The sequence below is a fragment of the Rhodovulum sp. FJ3 genome (assembly GCF_032918305.1).
GTDB lineage: Bacteria > Pseudomonadota > Alphaproteobacteria > Rhodobacterales > Rhodobacteraceae > SAT37.
In genome coordinates this window covers 83,666-103,228 of record NZ_JAWJUU010000006.1, presented here as the reverse complement: position 1 = coordinate 103,228, position 19,563 = coordinate 83,666, and the positions used below count along the sequence as shown (strand labels likewise).

Sequence of the window (19,563 nt, the reverse complement as noted above, 5' to 3'; positions counted from 1 at the left end):
CGGATGCGCGATTGAAACCGGGCGGTGTGTCGGGCAAAACACTTTTGTCTAGGACGGAGAAGCCCGTGATCGAATTCGACAAGGTAACGCACAGCTATGGCGGGGGCGAGTTGCTGTCCGATATCACGCTGCGTCTGACCAAGGGGTCGTTCCATTTCCTGACCGGCCCGTCCGGCGCGGGCAAGACGACCTTTCTAAAGCTTTGTTATGGCGAACTTTTTGCGTCATCGGGCTCGGTGCGCGTCGGTGGGATGCCCCTGCGGGATCTGGACCGTGACAGCATCGCGCGCATCCGGCGCACGATTGGCGTGGTGCATCAGGATTGCCAGTTTCTGGATCACCTGCCGCTGGACGAAAACATCGCCCTGCCGATGACGGTGGCGGGATTTGAGGACATGCGCCACAGCGACGATCTCAAGGATTTGATGAGCTGGGTCGGCCTGTCCAAGCAGGCAAACGCCCTGCCGCCCCAATTGTCGGGCGGTGAACGTCAGCGCGCCGCGCTGGCCCGTGCGGTGATGATGGACCCCGATGTGATCTTGGCGGATGAGCCCACGGGCAACATCGATTGGGAGATGTCGATGCGTCTGCTGCAGTTGCTGGTTGAACTGAACCGCATGGGCAAAACGATTGTCATCGCGACCCATGATCTGAACTTGATCCGCACGGCCAAGGCCCAAGTCGCGGCGCGGGTGCTGCGGATCAAGGATCGTCGCGTGCAACTGGCGGGGGCGGATCTGTGAAGTTCATTTCGCGCCTTGCCGATATTTTGCCCGGTGACACGCGGGCCGACCGTGTTGTGCCGCCCTCAGGCTTTACCGTTGGTCTGACCGTATTCACCGCCGGTGCAATGGCATTTCTGGCGGTCTTCGCGCTGGCGCTGTCCTTGGCGTCGGGGCGATTGGCGGACCGGTGGTCGGATGCGCTTGCTCGCACGGCGACGATCCGCATTTCCGCGCCCGAGGGTCAGATGCAGGCCCAGACCGACGCGGTGATGGCGGTTCTGGTCACCACGCCCGGCATCGCGGATGCCCGCGTTCTGACCGTTGAGGAACAGCGCGTGTTGCTATTGCCGTGGTTCGGGCCGGACCTGCCGGTTGAGGAGCTGCCGCTGCCGCAACTGATTGAACTGATTGAAGACGACACCGGTTTTGATGGCGATAGCCTGCGCCTGCGTCTGGCGGGTGAGGCCCCGGGCGCGGTTCTGGACGATCACACCCGTTGGCGCCGTCCCTTGGTCGCGGCGGCGGGGCGGTTGCGCCTGTTGGGCTGGATTTCCATCGTCCTGATCGGGGCGACCACGGCGGCGATGATCACCTTGTCCGCCAACGCCGCCCTCGCCGCGAATGAGCGCGTGATCCGCACCCTGCGCCTTGTCGGAGCGCGCGACCTCTATATCGCGCGGGCATTTGTGCGCCGGTTCACGGGGCGCGCGATACAGGGCGCGGTGATTGGAACGGCTTTGGGCGTCTTGGCGGTTGCGCTGCTACCCTCCGACCAATCGGCGGGTGGTTTTCTGACCGGTCTCGGGTTTCAAGGGTGGACATGGCTCTGGCCGCTGGGCATTCCGGTCTTGGCGGCCCTTGTGGCCTATGGCGCGACGCGGGCGGCGGCCCTGCGGGTACTACGGGGATATACGTGATGGGATATGCGTGGCGCTGGGTGCGTTCGTTGGTGTTTATCATTCAGATGTATCTGATGATGGCGGTTCTGGCGGTGTTCTATACGCCCTTGGCCCTGATCTCGCGCGATTTTGCCTATAAAGGCGTGCATGCCTATTGTAACTGGGTGCGGTTTTCGGCGCGTGTTCTGGTTGGCCTGCGGTCCGAAATTCGCGGTCCCATCCCCACGGATGAGGTCATCATCGCCTCGAAACACCAGTCGTTTTTCGACATCATCCTGATTTGTTCGGTGGTGCCGCGTCCGCGTTTTATCATGAAGCACACGTTGAAATACGCGCCGATCCTTGGCTGGTACGCCACGCGGATCGGGTGCGTGCCCGTGAACCGTGGACGCCGTGGTCAGGCCATTCAGCAGATGGTTGATGGCGTCCAGAGCTTTCCCCATCACGCACAGTTGATCATCTACCCCCAAGGCACCCGTGTTGCCCCGGGTGTTGATCGCCCCTACAAAATCGGCACGGGGGTTTTGTACCGTGAACTGAAGCAGACCTGTGTTCCTGCGGCCACCAACGTCGGTGTATTTTGGCCGCGTCAGGGGATTTACCGCAAACCCGGTCTGGCCGTTGTCGAGTTCCTGCCCGCGATTGAGCCCGGGCAAAACGTCAACACGTTCATGGCAGAGCTGGAAAACGTGGTAGAGACCGCCTCCGATGCTCTGATGGCCGAGGCCGGTTTCGTCAAATGAGGGAACTAAGGCATGGCACAGATTACGTCGCTGACCGCCTTATCTGAAATCTATGGTTCGCCCGCTGCGGCAAGCCTGACCAAAGTATCCAAGACCGTTTCGCCGCTTTATCGCGACTGGATCATGAAGTCGCGCTTTTGCGTTTTGTCGACTGTTGGGCCGGATGGAGTGCACGCGACCCCGCGCGGCGATGACACCAATGTGGTTCAGGTGCCCGACAGCACCACGATCCTGTTGCCCGATTGGCCGGGGAACAAACGGATCGATGCCCTGCGCGATATTGTGGCCGACGGGCGGGCGTCGCTGATGTTCATGGCGCCGGGCAACAACAACGTCGTGCGCGTGAACGGCACCGCCGTGATCGACGACGATATGGCCCTGCGCCAGCGGTTCGAATTCAAGGGCAAGGTGCCGATCACCGTGGTGGTGATCACGGTTGACGAGGTTCTGTTCCAATGTGCGCGCGCGCTGTTGCGCTCGGATCTATGGGGCGCCGAGCATCCGACGGGTCTTGCCACCGCTGGTGAATTTCTGGCCGAGCAGAGCGACGGCGAAATCGACGCCGTGACCTATGATACGGATTGGAACGTGCGCGGTCCCGCGACGATGTACTAAGCGACGGGTCGCTGGCCGCGTTAGGCCAGCGACTTGCTTCCCATCTCAAGGAATTTCTTGCGGCGCTGTTGGATCAGCGCGCTGCGGTCCATGCCGTCCATTTCGCCCAACAAGGTCGAGACCGTTTTGCCGACCGACGCGATGGCCGCCTCGCGGTCACGTTGTGCGCCGCCAAGGGGTTCTTTGATGATGTGGTCAATCACGCCTAGCTTTTTCAGGTCCTGCGCGGTCAGGCGCAGCGCCTCGGCGGCCTCGCGCATTTTCTCGGCGTCTTTCCACAGGATCGAGGCACAGCCCTCGGGCGAAATCACCGAATAGACCGAATGCTCCAGCATCGCCAGCTTGTTCGCGGTGGCAAATGCGACGGCCCCGCCAGAGCCACCTTCGCCGATGATCACGCTGACCAAGGGCACACCCAGTTGCAGACATTTCTGGGTCGAACGGGCGATGGCCTCGGATTGGCCGCGCTCCTCGGCGCCCTTGCCGGGATAGGCGCCGGGCGTGTCGACAAGGGTCACAACCGGCATGTTGAATTTATCGGCCAGTTCCATCAGGCGGATCGCCTTGCGATAGCCTTCGGGGCGGGCCATGCCGAAATTGCGTTCAATCCGCGTTTTCGTGTCCGAGCCCTTTTCCTGACCGATCACGACAACGGGGCGATCATCCAGACGGGCGATCCCGCCCATCACCGCGTGATCGTCGGCAAAGTTCCGGTCACCGGCCAGAGGGGTGTATTCCGTGAACAGGGCGTCGATATAATCTTTGCAATGGGGGCGGTCGGGGTGGCGGGCGACCTGACATTTGCGCCATGCCGACAGATCCTTATACAGATCGTTCAGCAGCTCGGACGCCTTTTTGTCCAGCGCCGCAGCCTCGGCTTTGACATCCATTTCCTGGTTCGCCGTGGCCATAGCGCGAAGCTCATTCGCCTTGCCCTCGATTTCTGCCAGCGGTTTTTCAAACTCAAGATACTGCATCAATGCGCTCCGTGCCCTAACGTCCCTGTATATGGCGCTAACGCGCGGGCAATGCAACTCGGTCAGCGGAGCTGGGCCAACAAGGCGCGAAATGCGGTTTCTGGCGAGGTCAGGATCGGACAGTCCACCGTCGCGAATTCCTGTGCGGCGGACATTGACGCTTGGGCCAGAACAACGACATTAGGCGCGCCGTTTTTCGCGGCCCAGACATCGACCTCGGCGGCGATGGATTGCTCGAACGCCTCGGTGTCGCCGGATTCAAACAGGGCCCAAAGATGGGGTAGGGGCAGGGAATGGATATCCGCCGCGCGCCCGTCCAGACATTTGTAGAGTAGTTCAAGCGTCGGTGTTGCCGTCGACATCAGGCAATAAGCCACCAGAATGCGCCCGCCGATATCGGCTGCCGCCTGCATCATCGGTTGATCAATGCGAATGGCCCCTGCCTCGGCCGCGATCCCGCCGATGGTCGAACACGAACACAGAACCGGCCCACGTGCGGTGCCCACAGCATCCATAATCTCGGTGCGCAGACGTTTGTCGATCCCCCCGCGCGCACGGTCCAGCCAATCGGTCCGCACCACATGGTTCAACTGGACGTCAGGGGCCAACCGGTCCCTGATCGTGTCAAACCGCAAAATATGCGTGGCCGAGGTGTGAAACAGCGTGGTCATAACATCCAAACGAAAACGGGGCCGACAGTGGCCCCGCTAACGTAGGTATTTTTTACCGATTGGAAAGATTTAACCGGTGATCATTTCCGACTGACGCACAATTACCTCAGCCTGCTTGATCGACGCGATGTCGACCAGACGGCCTTTGTAGACGGTGGCCCCTTCGCCGCGGGCTTTGGCCTCTTCCATGGCGGCGAGGATTTCGCGCGCTTCGGTCACGGCTTCCTCGGACGGGGTGAAGACCTCGTTGGCCAATGCGACCTGTTTCGGGTGGATCGCCCATTTGCCAACCATGCCCAAGGTCGCCGAGCGGCGCGCCTGTGCGCGGTAGCCTTCGTCGTCGCTAAAGTCGCCAAAGGGACCGTCGACGGGCAGAACGCCGTGCGTGCGGCAGGCGGCGACGATTGCGGCCTGTGCCCAATGCCACGGGTCCGACCAATGCTTTACGCCGTCGCGCAGCATGTAATAGTTTTCCTGCGTCCCGCCGATGCCGGTGGTCGCCATGCCCATGGAGGCGGCGAAATCGGCTGCGCCAAGGCTCATCGCCTGCAAACGCGGGCTGGAGGCGGCGATTTCTTCGACATGGGCGACGCCGGCTGCGCTCTCGATGATGACCTCAAAGCTGATGCGCTTGGTGCGGCCTTTGGCGTTCTCGATGGCCGTGACCAGCGCGTCCACGGCATAGATATCGGCGGCGCACCCGACCTTGGGGATCATGATCTGGTCCAGACGGTCACCCGCCTGTTCCAAGAGTTCCACAACGTCACGGTACCAGAACGGGGTGTCGAGGCTGTTGATGCGCACCGACAGGTACTTGTTGCCCCAATCGACATCGCCGATGGCTTGGATGATGTTCTTGCGCGCTTCGGGCTTGTCGTCGGGGGCGACGCTGTCCTCAAGGTCAAGGTTGATGACATCCGCCGCGCTGGCGGCCATCTTTTCAAAGATTGCCGGACGCGAGCCGGGGCCGAACAGCTGGCAACGGTTCGGGCGGGCGGGGGGCGTCGGTTGCAGGCGGAAGGACATGCGACGATTCCTTTCGGTAATGATATTTCGAATTTTGCTTCGTGATCGTTAGAATATTGCGGAAGGCCTCGCAAGCCTCTTTTGCACCTGCAGCAAGAATAGGCATTGGCGATTGGTCGGGTATGGCGTAACGCTGGACTTGCAAATTGCCGTGGCTCGGGATGGCCGATCAGGAGGGCATCATGCAAAACCAATCCGTCAAACCCGTGCGTCAGTACCGGCGCATTCTTGTTCTGCGCCTGACAATGGCGTTCATGATTCCACTGATCCTGTTCTCTCGATCCGCATGGATGGATCCCGAGTGGGTCTTTGACATATTTGAGGTTATCGGCATCTTCGCCATCATCGCCGGGGTTTTGGGGCGGTTCTGGGCTGTGCTCTATATCGGGGGGCGCAAGAACAACATGGTGATGCAGGACGGTCCCTATTCGGTGTGCCGCCATCCATTGTATCTGTTTTCCACCATTGCGACGGTTGGCTTTGGCCTGATGCTGGGCAGTCTCATCGTCACCGCTATTCTGGGTGGCGTGATCTTTATGATCCTGTCGATCACGGCCAGCAAAGAGGAACGGTTCCTACGGGCCGAATTCGGGGCGCAGTACGACGAATATGCCGCGCGCGTGCCGCGTATCCTGCCTAAACCGTCCCTGTTTGCGACCGAGCCTCGCGTGGAATTCAACGTGACCAGCCTGCGGGTCAATCTGGCCGATGCTCTGGTTTTTCTGTCGTTGATCCCGCTGGCTGAACTGTCCGAATCCCTAAAAGAAGCCGCGTTCTGGCCGACGTTCCCATTGTTCTAAGTGCGGGATTTTGCGTGGCAATGGTGTTTCCCCGGGAGATTCTTCTGAAATTCATGATTTTGTCGAAGAATCTTGCGCACCGCTGCGCCGCGGCGATGGTGTTTGCAAAGCACTCCCACAGAATATGGCGCATTCTCTGACCCAATGAATTCCAACTGGGGACACGCGCATGATCCGGACACCTTATTTGCTGTTTTTGGGGGATGCCCCCGACCCTCTGGCCGCCAAGGTCGCCCAAGGCATCAAGGACTGGCGTCCTGAGAACGCTGTTGGCCAATTCCGCATGGAGGGCTGTCAGGCCGATCTGGGTCTGACCGACATGACGCTGGCCGAGGCACGCGCTGCAGGGGCCGAAACACTTGTCATCGGGGTGGCGAACCGTGGGGGCGTGATTTCGCCCGCGTGGAAAAAGGTTCTGGTCGCCGCTCTGGAAGAGGGGTTCGACCTTGCCTCCGGCCTGCACAACCTGTTGCGCGACGAACCCGATCTGGTCGCCGTTGCCGAGGCCTGTGGCCGGACCCTGCACGATGTGCGGGTGCCCGACGTGGCCTATCCGATTGCAAACGGGGTGAAACGGACCGGCAAGCGCTGTTTGGCCGTGGGCACCGATTGTTCGGTGGGCAAGATGTACACCGCATTGGCGATGGACAAGGAGATGCAGGCGCGTGGCATGAAATCCACCTTCCGCGCGACGGGTCAGACCGGCATCCTGATCACCGGCGACGGTGTGCCTCTGGACGCGGTGATTGCCGATTTCATGGCGGGATCCATCGAATGGCTGACGCCCGACAACGACGCGGATCACTGGGACCTGATTGAGGGGCAGGGCAGCCTGTTCCACGTGTCCTATTCCGGCGTCACGATGGCATTGGTCCACGGGGGGCAGCCTGACGCGCTGATCCTGTGTCACGAACCCACGCGTAACCACATGCGCGGCCTGCCGGGCTATGATCTGCCGTCGCTCGAGACGCTGCGTGACACCGCGCTGGCCCTTGCCAAGGTCGCCAACCCGGCCTGTCAGGTCGTCGGGATTTCGGTCAACACCCAGCACATGGATGAGGAAACCGCGATCGCCTATCTGGCCGAGGTCGAAGAGGACATGGGCCTGCCCGCCGTTGATCCGTTCCGTCAGGGCGCGGCACGTCTGGTCGATGCCTTGGAACAGGTGTAATCCGGTTTCATGGATATTCGTGTAGTTCCCGACAGCTTTCGCCTTGCCCAAGCGTTCACCATCTCACGCGGTAGCCGGACCGAGGCGCAGGTCCTGACCGTCACCGTGCGCGACGGCGAACATCAGGGCTGGGGCGAATGCGTGCCTTATGCGCGGTATGGCGAAACGCTGGACAGTGTGACGGACCAGATCGCCGCCCTGCCCGAGGATGTGAACCGCATCCGTCTGCAACGCCTGATGGAGCCCGGTGCCGCGCGTAACGCGGTCGATTGTGCCCTGTGGGACCTAGAGGCGAAACAGGCGGGCAAGCGGGTTTGGGATCTGTTGAATCTGCCCGCGCCGGGACCGGAAACCACGGCCTATACCCTGTCTCTGGACACGCCCGACCGGATGCGGATCGAGGCGCGCAAAAACGCGACGCGCGCGTTGCTGAAAATCAAGCTGGGCACGCCCGATGACATGCCCCGTCTTGAGGCCGTGCGCGAAGGCGCGCCCAAGGCGCGGATCATCGTTGACGCGAATGAGGGCTGGAGCGCCGAGGTCTACGCCGATCTGGCCCCGCATTTGGTGCGGCTGGGGGTCGAGTTGGTCGAGCAGCCCTTGCCCGCCGGTCAGGACGATATGCTGGCCGAGATTGAGCGCCCGCTGCCCGTCTGTGCCGATGAGAGCTGTCATGACCGTGACAGCCTGTCCGCGCTGGTCGGGAAATATGACGCGATCAACATCAAGCTGGACAAGACCGGTGGGTTGACCGAGGCGCTTGCCCTGCGTCAGGCCGCGCGCGAACAGGGGTTCAAGATCATGGTCGGATGCATGATCGGGTCGTCCTTGGCGATGGCCCCTGCGGTCCTTTTGGCGCAGGGCGCGGATGTAACAGACCTTGACGCGCCGCTTCTTCTGGCCGAAGACCGCGGAACACCGCTTGATTACGTGAAATCCCAAGTGTACCCGCCGAAACCGGCGCTTTGGGGATAAGGAGACCCAGATGGACCGCATCGTTTATGTGAATGGCGACTATGTTCCCGAGACAGAAGCCAAAGTATCCGTTTTTGATCGCGGGTTCCTGATGGCGGACGCGGTCTATGAGGTAACGTCGGTGATCGACGGCAAGCTGATTGATTTCGCGGGCCACGCGGTGCGTCTGGAACGCTCGATGAAAGAGCTGGACATGCCCGAGGCGATCTCGATGGACGATCTGCTGGCCGTGCATCGTGAATTGATTGCGCGCAACGATCTGGTTGAGGGTATGATCTATCTGCAGGTGACGCGCGGCGCACCGTCGGATCGCGATTTCGTCTTCCCCGACCCCGAAGAGACCAAGCCGACCGTGGTTCTGTTCACGCAGGCCAAATCGCTGGTCGAGACGCCTGCCGCCGAAAAGGGTCTGAAGATCATCAGCATCGACGACATCCGTTGGGGCCGTCGCGACATCAAAACGGTTCAACTGTTGTACCCGTCCATGGGCAAGATGATGGCCAAGGCCGCCGGTGCGGATGACGCATGGATGGTTGAGGATGGGTTTGTCACCGAAGGCACCTCGAACAACGCCTATATCGTCAAGGACGGCAAGATCATCACCCGCCATCTGGGCAACGAGATCCTGCACGGGATCACCCGCGCCGCCGTTCTGCGGTTCGCACGTGAGGCGCAGATGGTGGTCGAAGAGCGCTCGTTCACCATGGAAGAGGCGAAAGAGGCGGATGAGGCATTTGTCACCTCGGCCTCGACATTCGTGATGCCGGTTGTGTCGGTGGATGGCGTGTCGCTGGGCGATGGTCTGCCCGGTCCGGTGGCCAAGCGCCTGCGCGAGATCTACATCGAAGAAAGCCGCAAAGTCGCCGTCTAACGCGCGCCGGTTATTAAATTGAAAAAGCCCGCCGATTGGCGGGCTTTTGCTGTTTTTGGTGGGCCGCCTCAGACGCCGCTGAGCGCGAAGTTCAGACCTTGGACCAGTTGGTCCGGTGTGGTGTTTTGCAAGACCACGAACTCGACGCCATCCACGGTGATGATCGATCCGGTGCCATCGTCCGTTGCGGTGATATCAACGACGGGGTCGGTGCCGAACTGGTTGTCGGCCTCAAGCGTTAGGGTTTCGGTGGTGGGATCAAAGTCCGTGATGATCGCAGGGCCCGCGTCGTTCGACGGGTAGATCACCGCAAACGTGTCAGTGCCTTCGCCACCGGTCAGGGTGTCGCCCTCATCCCCGGCCAGCAAGTCATCGCCAAAGCCACCGACCAGGAGGTCCGGCGAGGCCTCGTCAAGGTCCGCATCCACCGCGAAGAGCAGGTCGTTGCCGAGATCGCCGCGGAGTTCGTCAAAGCCGTCGTCAGAGATCAGGATGTCGTTGCCGTCGCCGCCGCGCATGAAGTCATTGCCGCTATTTGCGACGCCGTCTTCGTCAGCGATAAGGTCATCGCCATCTTCGCCGAACAGGCGGTCGTCGCCTTCGCTGGTGCCGATCTGGTCATTGCCGCCACCGCCATAAACGGTGTCATCGCCCGCGCCGGGCAACAGGATGTCACCACCCACCAGACCGTTCAGGATGTCGTTTCCGGCACCACCGTCGACCGAGTCCGCGCCGTTGGTGCCCATGATGCGTTCGCTGAGGTCTGAGCCGAAGAATTCTGCGCCGTTACCCGACAGGGCAACGTCAAGCAGATCGCCGTTATCTTCGTTGCCGGTTCCGGTATCGGTGCCCTGATCGGCATCATTGTTGGCGTCGTCGTCATCGTCGAGCGCCATGTCAATAACCAAACCCGCACCCAGAATGGACGCGCCCAGCAGCAAGGCAAGCATCTCAAAACTCCTCAAACATGTCCGGGCGCTGAGCAGACCAACGCGGCGGAACACTACAAACAAAGACCAGTTCCAGAGTCACGTTATGACCTAAAGTATAGGCGACTCAACCAAAAGTGTTAATAAGTCTTAACCTTTGTGATAAATCCCGCGCCACAAAAAAAGGCGGGACCGGTCCCGTTTGCGATACACTTTCACGTGAGAACGGATGTGCCGCGGAAATATTTAGAGGCTTGGGTGGCCTATTTCTTGGCCTCGACGTTTTCGGCAAAGGCCTTTTTGAACTCGGCCTTTTGAGTGTCGTTCGCCTCGGTCTGGAATTGATCGCGCCACTGGTCATAGGGCATGCCATAGAACGCCTCGCGGCCTTCGTCCTTAGTCATGTCGATACCGCGTTCATTTGCGGCCTCTTGGTACCAGCGCGACAGGCAGTTCCGGCAGAACCCCGCGAGGTTCATCATGTCGATGTTCTGAACATCGGTGCGGTCCTGCATCAGGTGCAGCTGCAGGCGGCGAAAGGCTGCGGCTTCGAGTTCAATGCGGGTTTGATCGTCCATGGTGCGCTCCGGTGTTCGTGTTCGGGTCCAAAATGGCGGTGGGGTGGGCCCATTGCAATGGGCCCTTGGTCATAGCCCCGCGTCACCCAGCGCGCCCTGCAACATCGGCGCAAGTCGCTCGGCCCACGCGCGGTGTTGTGCGTCCGTTGTGATCAGGTCGTTGCGCAGTTCGATCAGAACGCTGGGGCGGCCCATCGCCTCGGCATGTCGGTCGATGCTGTCGCCGGGCAGGTGGCCGCCATAGGGTTCGTTTTCCCCGACACAGAGGTCCGGTTCCGCGCGCAAGCGTTTCAGCAGGGGATCGGCCAGCCGCGTATCGTGGGCATAGAGGATGCCGATATGCCACGGGCGGGGCGGACGTCCGCGCAGTTGCGGGGTAAAGCTGTGGACCGACACGATCACCGTATCGTCGTGCCGCGCGGCGAGGTCGGCCAGCGCGCTGTGATAGGGCGCATAGCATTCGGCGATGCGCCGGTCGCGTTCCGCCGCATCCGCGCGGGCGTTGGCAGGAATGACCGACCCATCATAAAGCCGCATAAGCAATGTGGGGTCGTCCATCCCGCGATTGGGATCAATCACAAGGCGGGAAAAGTTCGTTTCGATCTCGGGGCCGTTCAAAAGCTCGGCCAGATGGCGACTGACGCCCGCCGCGCCGGGGTCATAGGCGATGTGGCGTTCCATATCCGCCGCAGGTAGGCCAAGGTCCCCGCCATTGACCGAAGGCGGCACGGTGTTCGCGGCATGATCACAGGTCACCAGCCACCGACTGGGACGATCTGCGCCATGGATAAAATACGGTTTGAATGTCATCTGTTCGTTACTGCGTGGTCTTAAGGCCCATTTACGCGACTGGTGCTCAAAGCGCCAGTTGCATCAAGCAATGTTAGCGTATAACAATGCAGCGAAAATAGGGTCAGAACGACCCCGCCGAACCGTGAGATAGAGAAGCATACATGTTCCAGAAACGAGACCGTAACGTCAAAATCGTGGCCACGCTGGGCCCTGCGTCCAACGATTACACAATGATCCGCGCCCTGTTTGAGGCTGGGGCAGACGTGTTTCGTTTGAACATGAGCCATGGCTCGCACGAGGAAATCACCGAACGTCACCGCATCATTCGCCAGATCGAAAAGGACGTGGACCGTCCCATTGCGATCCTGGCCGACCTTCAGGGGCCGAAACTGCGCTGTGGCGTGTTCGCAGGCGACAGCGAAGAGCTGATCGTTGGCGAAAAGTTCCGGTTCGATCTGGACAGCGCCGAGGGCGATAGCACCCGCGTCTGCCTGCCGCACAAGGAAATCTTTGCCGCGCTTGAGGTCGGCTCGACCCTGTTGGTCAACGACGGCAAGCTGCGTCTGACGGTCGATGAATGTGGCCCCGATTTCGCCAACTGTACCGTTGTGACCGGCGGCACCATTTCCAACCGCAAGGGCGTGAACGTGCCCGACGTTGTGCTGCCGCTGGCCGCGCTGTCGGAAAAGGACCGCAAGGATCTGGAATTCGTCTGTGATCTGGGTGTGGACTGGCTGGCGCTGTCGTTTGTGCAGCGCCCCGAGGACGTCGCCGAGGCCCGCGAACTGGCCAAGGGGCGCGCCGCGATCCTGTCGAAGATTGAAAAGCCCGCAGCGGTCAAAGCCTTTGCCGAAATCCTTGAGGTGTCGGACGGCATCATGGTGGCCCGTGGCGATCTGGGGGTAGAACTGCCCGTGCAGAACGTTCCGCCGATCCAGAAACGTCTGACCCGTGCCTGCCGTGCCGCGTCCAAGCCGGTGATCGTCGCGACCCAGATGCTGGAGAGCATGATCGAAAGCCCCGTGCCCACCCGCGCCGAGGTCTCTGACGTTGCAACCGCGATCTATGAAGGCGCGGATGCGGTGATGCTGTCGGCGGAATCTGCGGCCGGCGATTTCCCGATCGAGGCCGTCACGACCATGAACAACGTCGCCATCGAGGTCGAGAGCGACGAGACCTATCGCTCGATCATCGAGGCCAGCCGCGGCACCCCGATCCCCGGTGTGGCCGGTGGTATCGTGTCCGCCGCCCGTGAAATCGCGGAAACGGCTGACATCAAGGCGATCTGCTGTTTCACCCATTCGGGCACCACGGCGGCCCTGACCGCGCGCGAACGTCCGCGCGTGCCGATCATCGCCCTGACCCCGTTTGATGCGGTGGCGCGTCGCCTGTGCCTGACGTGGGGCACGCATTGTGTGTTCACCTCCGAGGTTGAGCGGTTCAAGATGGCCGTCGTCAGCGCGGCCCGCATCGCCCGCGAAGCAGGTTTCGCCACCAGTGACGACCAGATCGTTGTGACCGCCGGTGTGCCGTTCAACGTGGCTGGAACCACCAACATCCTGCGTGTTGCGCCCTGTGAAGAACGATTGATTTTCCGCACCGAACCCGAATAATGCCCCCAGTTGGGTAGTATAGGGTATGGGTTATGGGTCCGGATTTTTTCCTTGTGGCGGGTGTCATCATGGGCGCCCTTGCCATCCCTAGCATCCTGAACGCTTATTCAGAGGGTCGCTCTCCACGGACGGCGGCCCTTATGATTCTGGTGTCTGGGTGCTGTATTGTGTTCGCGGTGACCTCCAGTCCGGTCGGATACACGATGCAGGACGTTCCGAACGCTTTTGTCCGCGTTTTCGGTCAGTTTCTGAACTAAATACCCTTGCTTTGCTTGGGAAACGGCCCTATACGGCGCGCTCTACTGGCACGACCGGCCCACAGTGGCATGCCGAGTCGCGCCCTAACCGTCCAATTAAGGAGCCGGAAATGCCCAAGATGAAGACGAAATCGAGCGCCAAAAAGCGCTTTAAAGTGACCGGCAGCGGCAAAGTCGTTGCAGCCCAAGCAGGCAAGCGTCACGGCATGATCAAGCGGACGAACAAGTTCCTCCGCAACGCGCGCGGCACGACGACCCTGTCGGCCCCCGACGCGAAGATCGTGAAATCCTACATGCCGTACGACCGCTAAGGAGGCTGAACCATGTCGCGAGTAAAAGGCGGTACCACCACCCACGCCCGTCACAAGAAAGTTTTGAAAGCTGCTAAAGGTTACTACGGTGCCCGCAGCCGGAACTTCCGCACTGCAACGCAGGCCGTCGATAAGGCCAACCAGTACGCAACGCGTGACCGTAAACAGCGCAAGCGCAACTTCCGCGCTCTGTGGATCCAGCGTATCAACGCTGCTGTACGTCTGCACGACGAAGCCCTGACCTACAGCCGTTTCATCAACGGTCTGTCGCTGGCTGGCATCGAAGTTGACCGTAAGGTTCTGGCCGATCTGGCTGTTAACGAACCCGACGCATTCGGCGCTATCGTCAGCAAAGCCAAGGCCGCTCTGGCCTAAGCGATTGCCGCGTTAGGCACACAGATCAAACCGCGGCGCCGTTACCGGTGTCGCGGTTTTTCTTTGTCTGGGCCCCGCGCGCGGCTTGAATCCTGATTGCCCTGTGATAGCAGAGAGCACAGCACGATAAATTGGAGCTCGCCCAATGGATGACCTGAGGCAGAAATACATCGACGCCATCGCCAACGCCGCCGACGAAGGCGCGCTGGAACAGCTGCGCCTGCAGGCCGTCGGCAAAAAGGGCGAGATCAGCCTGAAGATGCGCGAGCTGGGCAAGATGACCCCTGAGGAACGTCAGGTCGCCGGTCCCGCCCTGAACGCGCTCAAGGACGAGATCAACAGCGCGCTTGCCGGTAAAAAGGCCGCTCTTGCCGATGCCGCGCTTGAGGAACGTCTGCGCGGCGAATGGCTGGACGTGACGCTGCCCGTCCGTCCGCGCCGTCAGGGCACGATCCACCCCGTCAGCCAAGTGACCGAAGAGGTCACTGCGATTTTCGCCGATATGGGCTTTGCCGTGGCCGAGGGTCCCCAGATCGAGAGCGACTGGTACAACTTTGACGCCCTGAACATCCCGCCCGAGCATCCCGCGCGCCAAGAACACGACACGTTCTTTATGCACCGCGCCGAGGGCGACGACCGTCCGCCGCATGTTCTGCGCACCCATACCTCGCCCGTGCAAATCCGCGCGATGCAGGCCCAAGGCGCGCCGATCCGCGTGATCGCGCCCGGTCGTGTGTATCGCTGTGACTATGACCAGACGCACACGCCGATGTTCCATCAGGTCGAGGGCCTTGCCATCGACAAAGACATCTCGATGGCGAACCTGAAATGGGTGCTTGAGGAATTCTGCCGCGCGTTTTTCGAAATTGACGAGGTTGAGCTGCGTTTCCGCGCAAGCCACTTCCCCTTTACCGAACCCTCGGCCGAGGTCGATATCCGCTGTAGCTGGGACAATGGCACGCTGAAACTGGGCGAAGGCGATGACTGGCTGGAAATCCTCGGCTCGGGCATGGTGCATCCCAAGGTTCTGGCCGCCGGTGGGATCGATCCCAACGAGTACCAGGGGTTTGCCTTTGGCGTCGGGATCGACCGGATTGCCATGCTGAAATACGGCATCCCCGACCTGCGCGCCTTCTTTGACAGCGACCTGCGCTGGCTGCGCCACTACGGTTTTTCCGCGCTGGACGTCCCCACATTGCACGCGGGTCTGTCGCGCTAATCAGGTTAAAACGGGCGGCCTTCGGGTCGCCCTTTTCATTTCGCCACAGCTAACACCCTTGTGACGCACAGGTGAATTTGCGCGCGGTATGGTTTGCGCATGAAACGGATTCTGATTTCCTTTGCGCTGGCCCTTGGCCTATCTGCTCCGACGGTGATGGCAGAAAACGCCTGTACCGGTGAAACGCCCTGTACCATTGGTGACCGGTCCTATCACGTCTTGCCGCCCGATGATTGGGACGGGCATAGTCCCCTGCCGGTTTTGATGCATTTCCACGGTTGGGGTCGCACGGGTCTGCATGTCACGCGCAATGGACGTGTGGCGGGGGCGACGCGGCGGCGTGGGGTGTTGTTGGTCGCGCCCAATGGTCTGCGCAATAGCTGGTCTTTCTGGGACGACGGAAACACGCGCGATGTTCAATTCGCCCGCGCGGTTCTGGAGGACGTGGCCAAGCATTACCCCATTCAGGACGGCGCGGTGTTTGTGGGTGGATACTCGTTCGGTTCGGCCATGGCGTGGCGGTTTGCCTGCGAGGCGGGCAATGACGTGGACGCGTTGTTGGGGATTTCTGGCACCCTGTTTGGCGAAAGCCACTGTCGCCAAGCCCCGCGCGAGGTGCGCCATGTGCACGGCACCGCCGATACGGTGATGGATTTCCCCTTCGGCCCCGGTGGCGACACGACCTATCCGGTGGCCCTGTGGCGCGATGAATACCGATGCACCACCGGCACCCGCGTGCCCGACTGGCAACAGGTCGATTTCCTGACGTTTCAACGGACCGAATGGCAGAGCTGTCAAACCGGCAAGGTGACGCTGGACATCCACCCCGGCGGGCATTTCATCCCGCACGGATGGGTGGCGCGGCAGTTGGATGAGCTGCTCAATAGGCCGTTCAGTTACCCCTAAGCCTTGCGTCCAGCGCAAATCTTTGCCATTGCCTGCGGCAACCTATTTGTACTGACCAAAGGCCGATCGTTATGAAATTCACCCTGTCGTGGCTGAAAGATCACCTGGACACCGACGCCTCGCTTGACGAGATCCTCTATGCTCTGACCGATCTGGGGCTTGAGGTTGAGGGCGTCGAAAACCCGGCCGAAAAGCTGCGCGATTTCCAGATCGCCAAAATCGCCGAGGCCGAACAGCATCCCGACGCGGACAAGCTGCGTGTGTGCAAGGTGCAAACCGCCGAAGGTGAGACCCAGATCGTCTGTGGCGCCCCCAACGCCCGAGCTGGTATCACCGTCGTTCTGGCGAAACCCGGCACCTATATTCCGGGTCTGGATATCACCATCTCGGTCGGCAAAATCCGCGGCGTTGAATCCTTTGGCATGATGGCGTCCGAAAAAGAGCTGGAGCTGTCGGACGAACATAACGGCATCATCGAACTGCCCGAGGGCGAAGTGGGCCAGAGCTTTGCCGATTGGCTGGCCCAGCACGATCCGGCCAAGGTCGATCCGGTGATCGAAATTGCCATCACCCCGAACCGTCCCGATGCGCTGGGCGTGCGCGGTGTGGCGCGTGATCTGGCGGCGCGTGGTCTGGGAACGCTCAAGGCCCGCGACGCCGACCCGATCCCTGGCACCTTCCCCTGTCCGATCTCGGTCACGATTGATGCCGACACCCAAGAGCGCGCCGCGCCCGTGTTCTATGGCCGCGTGATCCGTGGTGTGAAAAACGGGCCCAGCCCCAAGTGGCTGCAGGATGCGTTGAACGCGATTGGTCTGCGCCCGATTTCGACGCTGGTCGATATCACGAACTTCTTTACCTATGACAGCAACCGCCCCCTGCACGTGTTCGACGCGGACAAGGTTGCGGGCGGTCTGCGTGTCCATGCGGCCCAGGGCGGCGAGACCTTCCTTGCGCTGGATGAAAAGGAATACACGCTTGAACCCGGTATGACCGCGATCTCCGACGACAATGGCGTCGAGAGCCTTGCCGGTATCATGGGCGGGCTTGAGAGCGGCTGTACCGAGGAAACCGTGAACGTGTTCCTTGAGGCCGCGTTCTTTGACCCGATCCGTACCGCGACCACCGGTCGTGCGCTGAAAATCAACTCGGACGCGCGGTATCGTTTTGAACGGGGCATCGACGCCGCGTGGACCGAAACCGGCCTGCACCATGCAACCCGCATGATCCTTGATCTCTGCGGTGGTGAGGCGTCCGAGGTTGTTGTCGCCGGCGCGGTTCCCGATTTCTCGCGCGCGTACAAGCTGGACACCGACCGTGTTCAGTCGCTGGTCGGGATGGACATTCCCGCCGAGCAACAGCGCGCAACGCTGAGCGCGCTGGGCTTTACCCTTGATGGGGATATGGCGCATGTGCCGTCGTGGCGTCCCGATATTCTGGGTGAGGCCGATCTGGTCGAAGAGGTCGCGCGCATCGCGTCCCTGACCAAGCTGGAGGGCAAGCCCCTGAAACGGGCGCAGGACGGTGTGCCGCGCGCGATCCTGACCCCGATGCAGCAACGCGAGCGCACCGCGCGCCGCACGATTGCCGCGCTGGGCTATAATGAATGCGTGACTTATTCCTTCGTCGATCAGGCCTCTGCGGCCCTTTTTGGCGGTGGCGATGCCGCGACGATGCTGGAAAACCCGATCTCCAGCGAGATGAGCCATATGCGCCCCTCGCTGTTGCCGGGTCTGTTGCAGGCCGCCGCGCGCAACCAAGCACGCGGGTTCGCCGATCTGGCATTGTTCGAGGTCGGTCCGGCCTTCCACGGGGCCGAGCCCGAGGAACAGCATCTGGTCGCCGCCGGTCTGTTGGTCGGTCATTCGGGGCCCAAGGACGTGCATGGCGCGCGCCGCGCGGTCGATGTCTATGACGCCAAGGCCGACGCCGAGGCCGTTCTGGCCGCTATCGGTGCCCCCGCCAAGGTGCAAATCCTGCGCGACACGCCCGATTACCTGCACCCCGGTCGTTCGGGCAAAATGTGCCTTGGCCCGAAAAAGGTCATGGCCGTCTTTGGTGAGGTGCACCCCAAGGTTCTGGCGGAGATGGACGTCAAAGGCCCCGCCGTCACTTTTGCGGTCTACCTTCAAGAGCCGCCGCTGCCGCGCAACAAAACCACCTCGCGCGGGTCGATGGTCATCAGCGATCTGCAGGCGGTCGAACGTGACTTTGCCTTTGTGCTGGACGCCGATGTTGAGGCCCTGACGGTGGTGAACGCCGCCGCCGGTGCCGATAAGGCCCTGATCGAAGAGGTTCGCGTGTTCGACGAATTCATCGGCGGTAGCCTTGGCGAAGGTAAGAAATCGCTGGCGATTTCGGTGCGTCTGCAACCCACGGACAAGACCCTGACCGAAAAGGACATTGAGGCGGTTGCCGAAAAGATCGTCCAAAAGGTCACCAAGGCCACGGGCGGCACCCTGCGCGGCTAAGCCATGCCAACATATTCGGAAACGGGCGGTCCTCGAGCCGCCCTTTTTCGTGGTGCGCGTCCCTGAATTTTCCCCGCTTACGTAAACGTCACCCATGATAGGTTGGGCCATCCGGCGGGACTGGGACCCTGCCGGTTTAGGGAACTTGGGAACATAGGGGACAACCATGCTCAAGGAATTCAAGGCGTTCATCGCCAAGGGCAACGTCATGGATATGGCGGTTGGTATTATCGTTGGTGCGGCCTTTACGGCCATTGTGAAATCCATGGTGGATGACCTGATCAATCCGATCATCGGTCTGATCATTGGCGGTATCGATTTCTCGAACCTGTTTGTGGTTCTGAAGGGCGAGGGCGATTACGCCTCTTTGACCGAAGCACGCGAGGCCGGCGCGGCGGTGTTCGCCTATGGCTCGTTCGTGATGGCCGTGATCAACTTCCTGATCATCGCCTTTGTTGTGTTCATGCTGGTGCGCTATGTGAACAAGGTCAAAGACGCGGCCACCAAAAAGGAAGAAGAGGCCGCTCCGGCACCCGAGGCCCCCAAGGGACCCAGCCAAGAGGATCTGCTGGCCGAAATCCGCGATCTGCTGGCCAAACAGGCCTGAGCCGGTCAATTAAAATGAAAACGGGGGCCATG

Annotated in this window: 21 protein-coding genes; 15 read left to right on the top strand and 6 right to left on the bottom strand. The window is 61.0% G+C overall.

Going from position 1 to position 19,563, the window contains the following annotated elements; genetic code table 11:
• The first annotated feature begins 65 nt into the window (after window positions 1-65).
• Genes R1W00_RS15475 through R1W00_RS15460 form a run of 4 tightly spaced genes read left to right on the top strand, consistent with a single transcriptional unit; the run spans window position 66 to window position 2,982 of the window.
• On the top strand, window positions 66-743 hold the full coding sequence (locus R1W00_RS15475; RefSeq protein ID WP_317263669.1) for a cell division ATP-binding protein FtsE: 678 nt from the start codon (window positions 66-68) through the stop codon (window positions 741-743).
• On the top strand, window positions 740-1,642 hold the full coding sequence (locus R1W00_RS15470; RefSeq protein ID WP_317263668.1) for a cell division protein FtsX: 903 nt from the start codon (window positions 740-742) through the stop codon (window positions 1,640-1,642). Before R1W00_RS15475 ends, R1W00_RS15470 begins: the two co-directional genes overlap by 4 nt.
• Complete coding sequence (locus tag R1W00_RS15465) at window positions 1,642-2,367, top strand: lysophospholipid acyltransferase family protein (RefSeq protein ID WP_317263667.1); 726 nt, start codon at window positions 1,642-1,644, stop codon at window positions 2,365-2,367. The genes R1W00_RS15470 and R1W00_RS15465 overlap by 1 nt, the downstream gene beginning before the upstream one ends.
• Before the next feature lie 12 nt (window positions 2,368-2,379).
• Window positions 2,380-2,982, top strand: a complete 603-nt coding sequence (locus R1W00_RS15460; protein ID WP_317263666.1) for an MSMEG_1061 family FMN-dependent PPOX-type flavoprotein — start codon at window positions 2,380-2,382, stop codon at window positions 2,980-2,982.
• A gap of 20 nt (window positions 2,983-3,002) precedes the next feature.
• On the opposite strand, the gene R1W00_RS15455 is transcribed toward R1W00_RS15460, so the two are convergent.
• The 3 genes from R1W00_RS15455 to R1W00_RS15445 form a co-directional block, all read right to left on the bottom strand.
• Window positions 3,003-3,959 carry an acetyl-CoA carboxylase carboxyltransferase subunit alpha gene (locus tag R1W00_RS15455; protein ID WP_317263665.1) on the bottom strand — a complete coding sequence of 319 codons (957 nt, stop codon included), beginning with the start codon at window positions 3,957-3,959 and terminating at the stop codon, window positions 3,003-3,005.
• A 62-nt stretch (window positions 3,960-4,021) separates the two neighbouring features.
• Window positions 4,022-4,630: a hypothetical protein gene (locus R1W00_RS15450; protein WP_317263664.1), complete on the bottom strand. Its 609-nt coding sequence runs from the start codon at window positions 4,628-4,630 to the stop codon at window positions 4,022-4,024.
• Window positions 4,631-4,699: 69 nt separating this feature from the next.
• Window positions 4,700-5,656, bottom strand: a complete 957-nt coding sequence (locus tag R1W00_RS15445) for an L-malyl-CoA/beta-methylmalyl-CoA lyase (protein ID WP_317263663.1) — start codon at window positions 5,654-5,656, stop codon at window positions 4,700-4,702.
• Window positions 5,657-5,838: 182 nt separating this feature from the next.
• Between R1W00_RS15445 and R1W00_RS15440 the strand changes: the two genes are divergently transcribed.
• From R1W00_RS15440 to R1W00_RS15425, 4 genes are all read left to right on the top strand, one after another.
• Entirely contained in the window at window positions 5,839-6,456 is a 618-nt protein-coding gene (locus tag R1W00_RS15440; protein ID WP_317263662.1) for an isoprenylcysteine carboxylmethyltransferase family protein, read from the top strand.
• 169 nt (window positions 6,457-6,625) lie between these two features.
• Window positions 6,626-7,627 carry an N-acetyltransferase DgcN gene (gene dgcN / locus R1W00_RS15435; RefSeq protein ID WP_317263661.1) on the top strand — a complete coding sequence of 334 codons (1,002 nt, stop codon included), beginning with the start codon at window positions 6,626-6,628 and terminating at the stop codon, window positions 7,625-7,627.
• Between the two features lie 9 nt (window positions 7,628-7,636).
• Window positions 7,637-8,602: an N-acetyl-D-Glu racemase DgcA gene (gene dgcA, locus R1W00_RS15430; protein ID WP_317263660.1), complete on the top strand. Its 966-nt coding sequence runs from the start codon at window positions 7,637-7,639 to the stop codon at window positions 8,600-8,602.
• A 10-nt stretch (window positions 8,603-8,612) separates the two neighbouring features.
• Window positions 8,613-9,473 carry a D-amino-acid transaminase gene (locus R1W00_RS15425; protein ID WP_317263659.1) on the top strand — a complete coding sequence of 287 codons (861 nt, stop codon included), beginning with the start codon at window positions 8,613-8,615 and terminating at the stop codon, window positions 9,471-9,473.
• A gap of 68 nt (window positions 9,474-9,541) precedes the next feature.
• Here R1W00_RS15425 and R1W00_RS15420 read toward each other — a convergent pair whose 3' ends face one another.
• The 3 genes from R1W00_RS15420 to R1W00_RS15410 form a co-directional block, all read right to left on the bottom strand.
• Window positions 9,542-10,423 carry a hypothetical protein gene (locus R1W00_RS15420; RefSeq protein WP_317263658.1) on the bottom strand — a complete coding sequence of 294 codons (882 nt, stop codon included), beginning with the start codon at window positions 10,421-10,423 and terminating at the stop codon, window positions 9,542-9,544.
• 242 nt (window positions 10,424-10,665) lie between these two features.
• Window positions 10,666-10,980 carry a DUF1244 domain-containing protein gene (locus R1W00_RS15415; protein ID WP_317263657.1) on the bottom strand — a complete coding sequence of 105 codons (315 nt, stop codon included), beginning with the start codon at window positions 10,978-10,980 and terminating at the stop codon, window positions 10,666-10,668.
• A 69-nt stretch (window positions 10,981-11,049) separates the two neighbouring features.
• The gene (locus R1W00_RS15410) at window positions 11,050-11,790 is read right to left on the bottom strand and encodes an N-formylglutamate amidohydrolase (protein WP_317263656.1); all 741 of its coding nucleotides are present in this window, start codon (window positions 11,788-11,790) and stop codon (window positions 11,050-11,052) included.
• A 143-nt stretch (window positions 11,791-11,933) separates the two neighbouring features.
• On the opposite strand from R1W00_RS15410, the gene pyk reads away from it, so the two are divergent.
• The 7 genes from pyk (at window position 11,934) to mscL (ending at window position 19,531) form a co-directional block, all read left to right on the top strand.
• On the top strand, window positions 11,934-13,385 hold the full coding sequence (gene pyk / locus R1W00_RS15405; protein ID WP_317263655.1) for a pyruvate kinase: 1,452 nt from the start codon (window positions 11,934-11,936) through the stop codon (window positions 13,383-13,385).
• Window positions 13,386-13,752: 367 nt separating this feature from the next.
• On the top strand, window positions 13,753-13,953 hold the full coding sequence (rpmI, locus tag R1W00_RS15400; protein WP_317263654.1) for a 50S ribosomal protein L35: 201 nt from the start codon (window positions 13,753-13,755) through the stop codon (window positions 13,951-13,953).
• Window positions 13,954-13,965: 12 nt separating this feature from the next.
• A complete protein-coding gene (gene rplT, locus R1W00_RS15395; RefSeq protein WP_317263653.1) occupies window positions 13,966-14,328 on the top strand; it encodes a 50S ribosomal protein L20 in 363 nt (120 codons plus the stop codon).
• Between the two features lie 145 nt (window positions 14,329-14,473).
• On the top strand, window positions 14,474-15,547 hold the full coding sequence (pheS, locus tag R1W00_RS15390) for a phenylalanine--tRNA ligase subunit alpha (protein WP_317263652.1): 1,074 nt from the start codon (window positions 14,474-14,476) through the stop codon (window positions 15,545-15,547).
• A gap of 99 nt (window positions 15,548-15,646) precedes the next feature.
• A complete protein-coding gene (locus R1W00_RS15385; RefSeq protein ID WP_317263651.1) occupies window positions 15,647-16,453 on the top strand; it encodes a polyhydroxybutyrate depolymerase in 807 nt (268 codons plus the stop codon).
• A gap of 71 nt (window positions 16,454-16,524) precedes the next feature.
• Window positions 16,525-18,924 carry a phenylalanine--tRNA ligase subunit beta gene (gene pheT / locus R1W00_RS15380; protein ID WP_317263650.1) on the top strand — a complete coding sequence of 800 codons (2,400 nt, stop codon included), beginning with the start codon at window positions 16,525-16,527 and terminating at the stop codon, window positions 18,922-18,924.
• Window positions 18,925-19,090: 166 nt separating this feature from the next.
• Window positions 19,091-19,531, top strand: coding sequence for a large conductance mechanosensitive channel protein MscL (mscL, locus tag R1W00_RS15375; protein WP_317263649.1), 441 nt, complete (start codon window positions 19,091-19,093; stop codon window positions 19,529-19,531).
• The last annotated feature ends 32 nt before the right edge of the window (window positions 19,532-19,563 follow it).

Bases quoted from the DNA above. Each gene is read 5' to 3' on its own strand.
- R1W00_RS15420 (WP_317263658.1), bottom strand. From the start codon at position 10,423: ATGCTTGCCTTGCTGCTGGGCGCGTCCATTCTGGGTGCGGGTTTGGTT.
- R1W00_RS15445 (WP_317263663.1), bottom strand. From the start codon at position 5,656: ATGTCCTTCCGCCTGCAACCGACGCCCCCCGCCCGCCCGAACCGTTGC.
- rplT (WP_317263653.1), top strand. From the start codon at position 13,966: ATGTCGCGAGTAAAAGGCGGTACCACCACCCACGCCCGTCACAAGAAA.
- R1W00_RS15385 (WP_317263651.1), top strand. From the start codon at position 15,647: ATGAAACGGATTCTGATTTCCTTTGCGCTGGCCCTTGGCCTATCTGCT.
- R1W00_RS15415 (WP_317263657.1), bottom strand. From the start codon at position 10,980: ATGGACGATCAAACCCGCATTGAACTCGAAGCCGCAGCCTTTCGCCGC.
- pheS (WP_317263652.1), top strand. From the start codon at position 14,474: ATGGATGACCTGAGGCAGAAATACATCGACGCCATCGCCAACGCCGCC.
- R1W00_RS15460 (WP_317263666.1), top strand. From the start codon at position 2,380: ATGGCACAGATTACGTCGCTGACCGCCTTATCTGAAATCTATGGTTCG.
- pyk (WP_317263655.1), top strand. From the start codon at position 11,934: ATGTTCCAGAAACGAGACCGTAACGTCAAAATCGTGGCCACGCTGGGC.
- dgcA (WP_317263660.1), top strand. From the start codon at position 7,637: ATGGATATTCGTGTAGTTCCCGACAGCTTTCGCCTTGCCCAAGCGTTC.
- pheT (WP_317263650.1), top strand. From the start codon at position 16,525: ATGAAATTCACCCTGTCGTGGCTGAAAGATCACCTGGACACCGACGCC.
- R1W00_RS15425 (WP_317263659.1), top strand. From the start codon at position 8,613: ATGGACCGCATCGTTTATGTGAATGGCGACTATGTTCCCGAGACAGAA.
- R1W00_RS15450 (WP_317263664.1), bottom strand. From the start codon at position 4,630: ATGACCACGCTGTTTCACACCTCGGCCACGCATATTTTGCGGTTTGAC.
- rpmI (WP_317263654.1), top strand. From the start codon at position 13,753: ATGCCCAAGATGAAGACGAAATCGAGCGCCAAAAAGCGCTTTAAAGTG.
- R1W00_RS15410 (WP_317263656.1), bottom strand. From the start codon at position 11,790: ATGACATTCAAACCGTATTTTATCCATGGCGCAGATCGTCCCAGTCGG.
- R1W00_RS15455 (WP_317263665.1), bottom strand. From the start codon at position 3,959: ATGCAGTATCTTGAGTTTGAAAAACCGCTGGCAGAAATCGAGGGCAAG.
- R1W00_RS15440 (WP_317263662.1), top strand. From the start codon at position 5,839: ATGCAAAACCAATCCGTCAAACCCGTGCGTCAGTACCGGCGCATTCTT.
- dgcN (WP_317263661.1), top strand. From the start codon at position 6,626: ATGATCCGGACACCTTATTTGCTGTTTTTGGGGGATGCCCCCGACCCT.
- R1W00_RS15465 (WP_317263667.1), top strand. From the start codon at position 1,642: ATGGGATATGCGTGGCGCTGGGTGCGTTCGTTGGTGTTTATCATTCAG.
- mscL (WP_317263649.1), top strand. From the start codon at position 19,091: ATGCTCAAGGAATTCAAGGCGTTCATCGCCAAGGGCAACGTCATGGAT.